This window comes from Pseudomonas sp., from assembly GCF_002796985.1.
Lineage (GTDB): Bacteria > Pseudomonadota > Gammaproteobacteria > Pseudomonadales > Pseudomonadaceae > Pseudomonas.
In genome coordinates this window covers 1-12006 of record NZ_PEKX01000013.1, presented here as the reverse complement: position 1 = coordinate 12006, position 12006 = coordinate 1, and the positions used below count along the sequence as shown (strand labels likewise).

Annotated in this window: 6 protein-coding genes; all 6 read left to right on the top strand. The window is 65.8% G+C overall.

Features of this window, described 5'->3' with window-relative positions:
• Nucleotides 1-6: 6 nt before the first annotated feature.
• The 6 genes from CTR55_RS19050 to CTR55_RS19025 all read left to right on the top strand — a co-directional run bounded on the left by CTR55_RS19050 (nt 7) and on the right by CTR55_RS19025 (nt 11982).
• Nucleotides 7-810: an aspartyl/asparaginyl beta-hydroxylase domain-containing protein gene (locus CTR55_RS19050; RefSeq protein WP_296288410.1), complete on the top strand. Its 804-nt coding sequence runs from the start codon at nt 7-9 to the stop codon at nt 808-810.
• A 71-nt stretch (nt 811-881) separates the two neighbouring features.
• Nucleotides 882-1862 (top strand): sulfotransferase, encoded by a 981-nt coding sequence (locus CTR55_RS19045; protein ID WP_296288408.1) that lies wholly within the window; start codon nt 882-884, stop codon nt 1860-1862.
• Between the two features lie 164 nt (nt 1863-2026).
• Nucleotides 2027-2554: a GNAT family N-acetyltransferase gene (locus CTR55_RS19040; RefSeq protein ID WP_296288406.1), complete on the top strand. Its 528-nt coding sequence runs from the start codon at nt 2027-2029 to the stop codon at nt 2552-2554.
• Nucleotides 2555-2565: 11 nt separating this feature from the next.
• Complete coding sequence (locus CTR55_RS19035) at nt 2566-2874, top strand: hypothetical protein (protein WP_296288404.1); 309 nt, start codon at nt 2566-2568, stop codon at nt 2872-2874.
• Nucleotides 2875-2944: 70 nt separating this feature from the next.
• Nucleotides 2945-3526 carry a tail fiber protein gene (locus CTR55_RS19030; RefSeq protein ID WP_296288402.1) on the top strand — a complete coding sequence of 194 codons (582 nt, stop codon included), beginning with the start codon at nt 2945-2947 and terminating at the stop codon, nt 3524-3526.
• A gap of 146 nt (nt 3527-3672) precedes the next feature.
• The gene (locus CTR55_RS19025) at nt 3673-11982 is read left to right on the top strand and encodes a DUF4347 domain-containing protein (RefSeq protein WP_296288401.1); all 8310 of its coding nucleotides are present in this window, start codon (nt 3673-3675) and stop codon (nt 11980-11982) included.
• The last annotated feature ends 24 nt before the right edge of the window (nt 11983-12006 follow it).

The following is a 12006-nucleotide window of genomic DNA, read 5'->3' as shown; positions in this document are numbered from 1 at the left end:
TGTTCCATGACTGCCAGACCCTTACCAGCTTGTTCACGCCTGCCAATGCGCGTCGATCTGCCGGCCCTGCTGGCAGCGCTCGGCGAAGTGGAGAGCGAGGCTTGGCAGGCGCACTTCAACAGCGGCTACTACGAGGGTGACTGGAGTGGGGTCGCGCTGATTTCGGCAGCCGATGCACCGTTGCCCCTGGCGCCGGGCCTGGGTGCGCCTCGCGCCAGCACCTGGTGGCAAGCGCAGCCGGCCTGGCAGGAGCTGCTCGGCCAGTTCCACGGCGCCGTACGCAGTGCGCGCCTGCTGCGCCTGGGGCCGGGCGCGCGGATCCACGAGCATTGCGACCCTGACCTGGGGCGGCCGGATGGTGACCTGCGTCTTCACGTTCCGCTGCAAAGTGCCGAGTCCGTCGAATTTCTTCTCGATGGCCTGCAGGTGCCGATGCGGCCGGGCGAGTGCTGGTTTCTCGACTTGTCGCGCCCGCACCGGGTGGACAACCCCAGTGCCAGCGCGCGCATCCACCTGGTGCTGGACTGCGCCCCGGAGCCCTGGTTGCTGGCGCTGATCGAGGAGGGGCGGGTGGGGACTCCGGCGCTGCAGCCGGGCAGGGCGGTACGCGCTTTCGCGGCGTTCCGACAGCGAGTGGATCTCGACGCCAAGCTGGCAAATCACCTGCGCGCGTGTGCCGATACTCAAGACTTCATTCGCGAAGCGGTGCGTCTTGGCGAGACCCTGGGCTTGCGCTTCGCCGAGGCCGAAGTGCGCGCGGCGATGCGCCAGGGCCGCCAGGCCTGGACTGATCAATGGCGGGTGCACTGATGGACCGCGCAAGGATGGACCACGCACTGATGGGCCACGCACTGATGGAAGGTGCAATGACGGAAGGTGCAATGACCCGCGCGTCCCTGGACGGTTGGCTGCCCATCCGCGTCTGGCCGCGAGCGGGTGAGTGGCGGGTGGACTGGTGCTGGCTCGGCGAGCAGCCGCTGACCCGGCCGTTCTTCCGCGATGATGTCGAGCAGGCGCTGCGCCTTCCCTTCAATCAGGCGTTTCGCCGTGAGACGGGCCTTGCTGCATTGCTCGACTGGCAGCGAGTGAGCCCCGGCCTCGCGCCTGGCGCTCTGGTCTTCCATGCCTCGCGCTGCGGTTCGACGCTGCTGGCGCAGATGCTTGCCGGCCTGCCGCGTAACACCGTGCTCTCCGAGCCGTCGCCGTTGGACAGCCTGCTGCGTGCGCATTATCGCGACCTGAGCCTGGTCGCGCGGCAGGCGGAGTGGGTGAGTGCCTTGCTTTCCGCCTACGGCCAGCGGCGCCAGGATGGCGAGGGGCGTCTGCTGGTGAAGCTGGACGCCTGGAACGTCTTCGAGGCGCCACTGCTGCGTGAGTTGTATCCAGCCGTGCCGTTCGTGTTCCTCTACCGCGACCCGCTGGAAATCGTCGTATCGCAACTGGCCCAGCCTGGCATGCACCGGGTGCCGGGGCTGTTGGGGCCGTCGGGGCTGGACGAACGGTTGCCGGGAGCACAGGCCATGAGCCCGCTGGAATACACCTGTCGAATGGTCGGCCAGATTCTTCAGGGTGGCCTGGAGCTGTGCCAGCGGCAGGGCGGCATTGCGCTGAACTACAGCGAGCTGCCGGGGGCGCTGTGGGGGCGCTTGGCAACCCTGTTCGATGTGCGCGAGGCCGATGTCACGCGACTGCGCGAAGTCGCCGGGTTCGACGCCAAACAGCCGACCCTGAGCTTCAGCGCCGATACCCGGCGCAAGCGCGAGTCAGCCAGCGCGGAAGTGCGCGATGCCGTGCAGCGATGGGCCCAGGGCCCCTACGAAGCGCTGGAAGGCCTGCGCCAGACGATGTCAGTGGTCGATTGATGTGCTTATGTCCTACTTCCAGTAGGGAAAAGGATCACACATCTATCAGGAAATGCTGGCGATCCGCCTTCTGCTTCGGATAGGCTTCCGCCGTTCACCACTCGTAAAACAATTACAACAGATGTGGCCCCCGCCAAGGGGCGGTCGCAAGGATGCTCGACCTCATGCCAACTCTCGAGTTGCTGCAGCTTCGCCCCATCGTGGATGCCGACCAGACCTTCCTGCGTACGCTATACGCGACCACTCGTAACCACGAGGTGGCGCAGCTCGATTGGCCCCCAGCGGCTATCGACGCCTTCCTCTCCCAACAATTCGACACCCAGCACCGCTACTACCAGGCGCATTTCCCCGACGCGGAGTTCTGCGTGATCGAAGCGGACGGCCAGCCTATCGGCCGCGCCTACCTGTGCTGGAGCCCGGAGCACCTGCAGATCATCGACCTTGCCCTGTTGCCCGATTGCTGTGGCCGCGGCATAGGCGGCGGGCTGCTCGGTGAACTACTGGCGCGCGCCGATGCGCAAGGGCTCAGCGTTGGTCTGCATGTCGAGGACTACAACCCGGCGCAGCGCCTTTACCAGCGCCACGGCTTCGAGTGCGTCGGCGAGAACGGCATCTACCGCAAGTTGCGCCGTCCGCCGCGCGCTCCCCAGCCAACCCTCGCCGCGCCTATTGCCCAGGGCGCGCCGCTATGAGAACAGACGCCATGATTGCGATGCCCAGCCAGGACCAACTGACCCAGGCGCAAGGCTCCCATTTCACGCTGTGGATCGACGCCGAACAGACGCTGGATGTCGAGCTGCTGGAGGTGCTGCCGGGCGTGCCGATGTCCGCCAGGCATGAGTGCTTCTCGGCATTCTTCGGGCTACCTCTGGGTAGCGCGTTGCCGCAGGGCTCGTACCGGCTTGCGCCGTTGGATGAAGAAGGCTGGCTGCTGCTGATGACCCCCGGCCGGCCGGAAGCCGATGGCCGCCCGGTATTGCAGGCTGTCTTCCATATGGAAAAACCCGCCTAGCGGGCGTTGGACCCACGGCGGCCGCTGATACGGGCGCCACAATCAGCGAAAGGCAAGGGAGAGACAGTCAATGAGCGAACCGTTCCTGGGCGAGATCAAGATGTTCGGCGGCAACTTCGCCCCGAGGGGATATGCCTTCTGCTGGGGGCAGATCATGGGGATTGCGCAAAACGCTGCGCTGTTTTCCCTGCTCGGCACGACCTATGGCGGCAACGGCCAGAGCACTTTCGGCTTGCCTGATCTGCGTGGTCGCAGCCCGGTCGGCATCGGCCAGGGACCTGGGTTGGCCAATGTCGATCTGGGTGAGATCGCCGGTAGCCCCAACACGTCTCTCACGATCGCCAACCTGCCGGCGCATAACCTTACCGTTACGGGCACGGCTTCGGTTGCGGTGCCGGTGATCACCACCGAAGGCACCAGCATGTCGCCGTCCAACACCAGCGTCCTGGCGACCACTGTCGACAACGCCGCTGGCGCCGAAGTGAAGGTGTATGGCGCAGGGCCGGGCACCACCACCCTGGCGCCGTTCAATGCCAGCGTCAGCGGGTCCACCAATGTCGTGGGCAGCAACGTCCCCTTCGATATTCACAGCCCCTATCTGGGCGTCAATTTCATCATTGCGCTGGAAGGGGTTTTCCCGTCCCGAAACTGAGGAACGACAGCCGTTCCGGTCTTTCGAGCAGGCGCCGTTAGTGGCGTCTGTTTCGAAACGTAATTCACGCACTCACACATCGACTGGCCAGCAGCGCATCCCCCGACGCGTTCCGCCGTCCCAGCAGCAATCGGATCGAGGTCAACATGGCATTCTGGAAACGCAACACGACTGGCGGCAAATCATCCAGCCATGCGCACAGGGCCTCGCTCATCCAGGCGCTGGAGCCGCGAATGATGTTCGACGCCTCGGTAGCGGTGGTGGCCGACCAGGCGGCCCAGGCTGTCGAGGCCGCCGGGCAGCACGATGGCGTGGCGAAGGACACTTCCTCGGCGGCGGCAGCACCGGCAGCGACCGCGGCAACCGATACCCGCCGTGAGGTGGTGTTCGTCGACGGCAACGTCCAGGACTACAAGCAGCTCACCAGCCAGTTGCCCAAGGGCAGCGAAGTGGTGGTGCTGGACCCGTCGAAGAACGGCCTGCAGCAGATGGCCGACTACCTCAAGGGGCGCACCGACCTCGATGCGATCCACCTGATTTCCCACGGCGGCGAAGCCAGCGTGCAGGTCGGCTCCACGCGCCTGACGCTGGATAACGTCGACGCCATGAAGGCGCAACTGGAGCAGATTGGCGCTAGCCTCGGGGCCGACGGCGACCTGTTGATCTACGGCTGCGATGTCGCCAAGGGCGCCGATGGCTCGGCGCTGCTGAGCAAGCTGGCCGGCTACACCGATGCCGATGTGGCGGCCTCCAGCGACTGGAGCGGCGATGCCGGCAAAGGCGGCGACTGGGTGCTGGAAACCGCTACCGGCGCCATCGAGAGCCAGTCGGTACTGGCGGGCGTGAGCTATGACCACGTGCTCAATACCCTCAATGCCGGTGACATGGTGGTGTTGGGCTGGAACGCGCTGACCGACACCGTGACCCTGGCCACCCTGGTCGACATTCCTGCTGGCACGGTGATCAAGTTCACCGACAAGGGCTGGGACCAGGCCTCCGATGCCTTCACCAGCACCTCCACGGGTGACGGCACCATCACCTGGACCACCACCGGCACCATTGCTGCCGGTACGCGCCTTGCGCTGTTCTTCGGCGGCTCCGATCAGCCCAACACGCTGACCAACGTCACCACGGGCGCGGACCTCAGCGGGCAGATCACCGGCACGGCTTATACCGTCACCGATCCGATGAACCTGGCCGGCGATAGCCTGTTCATCTATCAGGACACGGACACCAATCCGTATTTCATTTTCGGCTTCAACAACTCTGGCGGCGTGGTCGACGCCAACGGCTGGAATACCTCCGTCGTCGCCACCCTGCGTGACTCGATGCTGCCGGACGGCACCAACAGCCAGAACGCACTCGCCAGTGGCGTCAATGCCGTCGGCATTCCCGGTGGCGGCGCAGCGGAACTGGACAACATCCAGTACACAGGCCCGATCACCGGCGCCGACCGCGCGACCTGGCTGGCGCGGGTGACCAATTCGGCGAACTGGGCCGGAGACAACACCGGCACCCTCGCGACGGCGGTCGGCAGCACCGTCAGCCTGAATGTCGTACCCGATCTGGTTTCCATCGCCTTCACCGACAACAACCTGAAAATTGGTGAGACTTCCACGGTCACCTTCATCTTCAACACGGCGGTCACCGGCTTCACCATCGGCGACCTGACGGTGCCCAACGGCTTCATCAGCGGGCTGGGCTCCTCTGATGGCGGCCTCAGCTGGACCGGTACCTTCACTCCGAACGCCAGCACCACCGATGCGAGCAATGTGATCAGCGTCAACCTGGGCGGGGTCACTGCGATCCAGGGCGGCCTGGCCGGCTCCGGGAGCCGCGACTCGGGCAACTTCGTCATCGACACCCTGGCGCCTTCGGTGAGCTCGGTGAGTTCGAGTACCGCCAACGGGGTCTACAGGGCGGGCGATACCATCTCCATTCAGGTGACGTTCAACGAGAATGTCCTGGTCACCGGTACCCCGCAGCTCAGCCTGGAAACCGGCACTACCGATCGGGTGGTCAACTACTCCTCCGGTTCGGGCAGCAACGTCCTGACCTTCACCTACACCGTGCAAGCCGGCGACACCAGCGCCGACCTTGACTACCTCGGCAGCGCCGCGCTGGCCATGAACGGCGGCAGCATTCGCGACAGCGCCGGCAATGACGCCACGCTGACCCTGGCCGCTCCGGGGGCCGCGGGGTCGCTGGGTGCCAACAAGGCCATCGTGATCGACTCGGCGCCGAGTCTGGGCAACCTCAATGGCGACAGCAGCGCCTGGGGCGGTATTGGCAACAACGTCACCCTCGACACGGGCAGTGACGCGTCGTTGAGCGACGTCGAGCTCAGTGCGCGCAACGGCGGCAATGGTGATTGGAACGGCGCCAGTCTCACGCTGCAGCGCCCAGGCACGGCTGTCGCTGCGGATATCTTCGGCTTCAATACCGTGGGCGCCTTGTTCACGGTCAGCGGCAACAATCTACAGGTGAGCGGGCAGACCTTCGCCACCTTCAGCAATAGCGGTGGCGTCCTGACCATCAGCTTCACCAGCAGCGGCACCGCGGCCACCACGGCGCTGGTGAACGATGTCGCGCGGCATATCACCTACCGCAACGACACGCCGGCCGGCGACGCCACGGTTCGCTTCAGCCTGAGTGACGGCACTTCCACCGTCACCGCGAACACCACCGTCAACAGCGACTTCATTTACGTCACCAACGCGGTCGACACGGCCACCATCGATGCAAGCAACGGCGTCAGCTTCAGCGAGGCGGTGGCCATCGCCGCGGCTGACAGCACCGGCAGCCAGACCATCGTCTTCACCAGTGCCCTGGCTGGGCAGACCATCACCCTGGCCGGCAACCTGAGCATCGGTGAGAGCCTGACCCTGCTCACCGATGCAGCCAATGGCCTGACCATCACCGGTAGCACCATCAATCTCGGTGGCGGAACCACCCTGACCGTGACCAACTTCAGCGGCTCCACCACCCTGGCCAGCGCCCTGGCTGGCACCGGCGCCTTGAGCAAGAGCGGTGGCGGTACGCTGGCCCTGGGCAGCACTGCCAACGAGGCGGGCATGCTCGGCGCGATCAGCGTGAAGGGCGGAACCCTGCAGATCGGCAGCGACGACAACCTGTCCTCGGGCGTCCTGACGCTGGATGGCGGCACCCTGAGCAACAACGGCGCCAGCTTCACCGTCGACAATGCCGTGGTACTGGGCAGCGCCGGTGGCTCCCTGGCCATCAGTGGTGGCACGGCGACCCTGAGCGGAGTGGTCTCCGGTGGCGGAGCCCTGAGCAAGACCGGCAGCGGCACCGTCATACTCTCGGGCAGCAACACCTATACCGGTGCCACCATGGTGGCCGCAGGCGTGTTGACCGTCAGCGGAGGCAATGCCATTGCCGATGTCTCCAACGTGACCGTGAGCGCTGGCGCCACCTTGTCACTGTCGGCGGCTGAAACCCTGGCCTCGCTGGCGGGAGCCGGCGCGGTGCAGTTGGGCAGCAGCACGCTGACTGTCGGCGGCGGCAACCAGAGCACGACGTTCAGCGGCTCGATCAGCGGAGGCGGCAGTCTGACCAAGATCGGCTCCGGCACCTTGATCCTCAGCGGCAGCAACAGCTATGCCGGCACTACGGCCGTGCAGGGCGGCACCCTGATGCTCAATGGCTCGATCAGTGGAAACACTTCGATCAGCGTGCAGAGCGGTGCAACGCTGGGCGGCACGGGTACGGCGACGATCAGCGGCGCCGTGGCGGTCGGCAACGGCGGCACGCTGTCCCCCGGCTATGGTGGCGCCGGTACCCTGACGATCAACGGCAACCTGATCATGAGTAGTGGTGCGGTCCTGCAGGCCGAGATCCACGGCAGCGCCCCGGGTACCGGCTATGACCAGGTGCTGGTCAATGGCCAGGTGATCATCGGCACCAATGCAGTCCTGGCGGTCAGCCAGGACTATGTTCCCGCGGTGGGCACCACCTATGCGCTGATCGTCAACGACGCCGCCGAAGCTATCAACGGCAGCTTCACCGGCCTTGCGGAGGGCAGTACTTTCCTCGCTGCCGGCAACGGCACCGAACTGACCGTCAGTTATGTGGGGGGCACCGGCAATGACTTCGTCCTGGCTGGGCCGCTCAGCGCGGCGCCCATACTGACCTCCTCGGCGGGCAGCGCGGCCTTCGTCGCCGGTGACAACATCGCCAGCACCCCGGTGGCGATCGACAGCGGCCTTCTCCTGGCGGACCCGGACAGCGCTACGCTGGCCAGCGCCACCGTGCGCATCACCGGCAACTTGCAGAGTGGCCAAGACATCCTGCAGTTCGTCAATGATGGCGCAACCATGGGCGACATCGTCGGCAGCTACGACCCCGCCCAAGGCATACTGACCCTGACTTCCGTGAGTGGTGCGAGCCTTGCCCAGTGGCAGGCGGCGCTGCGTTCCGTGCAGTACACCAATTCCGCGGTGACGCCGAACACGGCCAGCCGCACCATCAGCTTCCAGGTCAATGATGGCAGTGCCAGCAGCGCCATAGTCAGCCGCCAGGTGACCGTGACGGACACCGACCAGACGCCGATCGTTTCCACCAGCGGCGGCTCGGCCACCTTCACCGAAGGCAACGGTGGTGCCGGTGCCGCGGTGGTGGTGGATGGCGGCATCCTGATCAGCGACCTCGATAACGTGACGCTGGCCAATGCCGTGGTCCACATCGCTGGCAACTTCCATTCCGCCGAAGACTTGCTGAGCTTCACCAATGGCGGCGTGAACATGGGCAATATCACCGGCACCTACAACACCGCTACCGGCGTGTTGACCCTGACTTCGGCGGGCGGCACCGCCACTCTCGCGCAATGGCAGGCGGCGCTGCGCTCGGTGACGTACAGCAACAGCTCGGACAATCCCGATACCGCTGCCCGTACTATCAGCTTCGTGGTCAATGATGGAGCGGCCAGCAGTATCGCCGCGACCCGGAGGGTGGATGTCGTCGCGGTCAATGACGCGCCGGTCCTCGGCACCAGCGGTGGTGCCAGCAGCTATACCGAAGGCGGCAGCGGCACCCGCATCGATGTCGGCCTCACCGTCAGCGATGTCGACAACACGACCTTGACCAGCGCCACAGTGAGCATTGGCAACGGCTTCCACAGCGGGGAGGACGTCCTGGCATTCAACAACACCAACTCGCTCCTCTATGGAAACATCAGCAGCAGCTACAACAGCGCAACCGGCGTACTGACCCTGACCTCCTCGGGAGGCGTCGCGAGCCTGGGGCAATGGCAGGAGGCGCTGCGCGCGGTGATCTACCGCAACACCTCCGACAGCCCCAATAGCGCCAACCGCAGCATCAGCTTCGCGGTCAACGACGGCACCAGCGACAGCAATGCCGGCAGCAAGGTGCTGAGCGTGAGTGCGGTCAACGATGCCCCGGTCAACGCGGTGCCGGCCGGGCAGGACACCCTGCGTGACCAACCGCTGATCTTCAACAACGCTAACGGCAACCTCATCACGGTGAGCGATGTCGATGCCGGCAACAATATGCTGGAGGTGACCCTCACCGTCAGCCACGGCACGTTGACCCTGTTCGGCACCACCGGCCTGGTCTTCTCTACCGGTGACGGCAGCACGGACAGCAGCATGACCTTCACTGGCACTCGCAGCGATATCAATAGCGCGCTCAACGGGATGGTCTACCGGCCCGCTGCCGGCTACAGCGGCAACGACAGCCTGCAGATCACCACCAATGACCTGGGCAATACCGGCAGTGGCGGGGCACTGAGTGACACCGACAGCATCGCCATTTCCGTCATTGTCCCCAACCCGGTGGTGCAGGGTGTCACCTCCAGCACTCCGGACGGTACCTACAAGGTCGGTGATACGGTCACCGTGATCGTGACCTTCGACCAGAGTGTCACGGTCAGTGGCGGCACGCCGACGCTGCTGCTGGAAACCGGCGCCATCGATCGCCTGGCGACCTATGTCAGCGGTTCCGGCAGCAACTCGCTGACCTTCACCTACACCGTGCAGGCGGGTGACGTCAGCGCTGACCTCGACTTCAACTCCAGCGCCGCGCTAGCGCTCAACGGTGCGAGCATCCAGAACGCCACCACCGAGAATGCCGTGCTGACCCTGCCGACCCCCGGGAGCGCGAACTCCCTGGGGGCCAACAAGGCCATCGTCATCGATGGCCTTGCTCCCCTGGTCACTAGCGTTGGCGTTCCGGCCAACGGCACCTATGTGGCCGGGCAGGACCTGGACTTCACCGTCAACTTCAACGACAGCGTGCTCGTCACCGGGGCCCCTGGCCTGGCTCTGGATATTGGCGGGCAGACGGTCTACGCCACCTATGTATCCGGCTCCGGCAGCAACGCCCTGGTATTCCGCCTGAGCGTGCAGAATGGCCAACTGGACAGTGACGGCATCAGCGTCGGCGCCGGGTTGACTGGCGGCACCATCAGGGACAGCGCCGGCAACGACGCGCAAGTCGCCCTGAACAATGTCGGCTCGACCCTCGGCGTGCGCATCGACGCGCTGGCACCGAGCGTCGTCAGTGTCGACGTGCCAGCGGTCGGCAGCTACAAGGCCGGCAGCGTGCTCAGCTTCACGGTCAACACCAGCGAAGCGGTGCTGGTGAGCACCAACGGCGGCACGCCGCGCCTGGCGCTGGATCTGGGTGGGCGTACCGTCTATGCCGACTACGTTTCCGGCTCCGGCGGCAGCGCCCTGGTGTTCCAGTACCGGGTCCAGGCCGGCGACACGGATGCCGACGGTATCCAGGTCATCGGTCTGCAGGCCAATGGCAGCCTGTTGACGGACGCCGCGACCAACAGCGCGAACCTGACCCTGAATCAGGTTGGTGACACCGCTGGCGTGTCCGTCGACACCAGCGCCCCCACTGTTGCCTTCAGCGGCGGCCCAGCAGCCGGCAGTTACAAGGCCGGTAGCGTGCTGGACTTCCGCCTCGACGCCAGCGAGGCCTTGCAGCTCGACACCCGCAACGGCACGCCGCGCCTGGCGCTGGATATCGGCGGGCGCACCGCCTACGCCGATTTCGTCGGCAGCACGCCCGGCGGCGGCATGGCCTTCCGTTATACCGTACAGGCCGGCGACAACGATGCGGACGGCATCCAGATCGTCTCCCTGCAGGCCAATGGGGCGGTGATAGCGGATGCCGCCGGCAACCCGCTGAACACGGCCCTGACCACCGTGGGCGATACCTCCGATGTGCAGGTCGACACCACCGCGCCGACGGTGTCCTCGATCAGCCGCGTGGACGCCTCGCCCAGTAACGCCCAGGCATTGGCGTTCGACGTCAACTTCAGCGAGAAGGTCTCCGGCCTGGAGATCGCCGATTTCGCCCTGCAGGCGACCGGAAGCGCCCATGGCACCGTGCTTTCGGTCGTACAGATCGGCGAGCAGACCTGGCGCGTCACCGTCGGCCAGGTGGCCGGCGACGGCAATCTGACTCTCTCGATGAACGCCAGTACGGGAGTGCGCGATGGCGCGGCCAACACCCTGCAGAACGGCTTCGTCGGCGAAACCTACGTGCTGGACCACAGCAGCCCACAGGTCAGCGGCGTGACGCTGCCCGCCGATGGCCGCTACACACCGGGGCAGACCCTGAACTTCGGCGTCGATTTCAGCGAGGCCGTGGTGGTGGATACCCGTGGCGGCATCCCGCGCATCGCCATCACCCTGGACCAGGGCGGCACCGTGTATGCCGACTACGTGTCCGGCTCGGGAACCAGCCACCTGGTGTTTGCCTACACCGTGGGCAGCGGCCAGGCCGACAACAATGGCATCCAGCTGGGCGACAGCATCCTGGCCAATGGCGCAAATCTCACCGATGCGCTGGGCAATCTCGCCAACCTGGCATTGGGCAGCCTGCCGTCGACCCGTGGCCTGCTGGTGCAGGGCTCGCTGGGTGACGGCGATCCGCAGTACCGCACCGAGCAGGGCATTGTGCCGGTGGTGCCGGGCCTCGACAGCGGTATCACGGGGGGTACGCCAGTGCTGCAGTCAGTGCTGCCGGATGTCGGCCCTCCGATGCTCGGCCAGGCACCGCTGCTCGACAGCAGCAACCGTGGCACGGCGCAGTCGGGGCTGGGCAGCGTGTTCCGCGAGGGCCCGAGCCAGAGCCAGCTTGCGCTGATCTTCGCCAACCACGGCAACAGCGCCTTCGGCGACGGCAGCGGTCATGGCTTCCTCGGCTTCGGTGGCGGTGATGCCGGAGTCTTCGGCAACAGCACCCTCGGTGCGATTTTCAGCGCCGCCCGCGAGGGCGACGAGCAGGCGTTGTCGGCCTTCGGCCAGCGCCAGGCCGATATCAGCCAGGGGCTGCGAGGTGTGTTCGGTTCGGCCGGTCTCGGCCAGCAATTGCAGGAAATGAATCAGCGCGAGCAGCGCCAGGTCGCCGACCTGGCGCATGCCTTCGGCGAGCTCGGCCAGGTACGGCCGGCCAGTTGAAGGCAACCGGGCTGGACAACTTCA

Excerpts from the sequence above, each read along its gene's own strand:
- CTR55_RS19030 (WP_296288402.1), top strand. The coding sequence starts at position 2,945 with ATGAGCGAACCGTTCCTGGGCGAGATCAAGATGTTCGGCGGCAACTTC.
- CTR55_RS19045 (WP_296288408.1), top strand. The coding sequence starts at position 882 with ATGACCCGCGCGTCCCTGGACGGTTGGCTGCCCATCCGCGTCTGGCCG.
- CTR55_RS19035 (WP_296288404.1), top strand. The coding sequence starts at position 2,566 with ATGATTGCGATGCCCAGCCAGGACCAACTGACCCAGGCGCAAGGCTCC.
- CTR55_RS19040 (WP_296288406.1), top strand. The coding sequence starts at position 2,027 with ATGCCAACTCTCGAGTTGCTGCAGCTTCGCCCCATCGTGGATGCCGAC.
- CTR55_RS19025 (WP_296288401.1), top strand. The coding sequence starts at position 3,673 with ATGGCATTCTGGAAACGCAACACGACTGGCGGCAAATCATCCAGCCAT.
- CTR55_RS19050 (WP_296288410.1), top strand. The coding sequence starts at position 7 with ATGACTGCCAGACCCTTACCAGCTTGTTCACGCCTGCCAATGCGCGTC.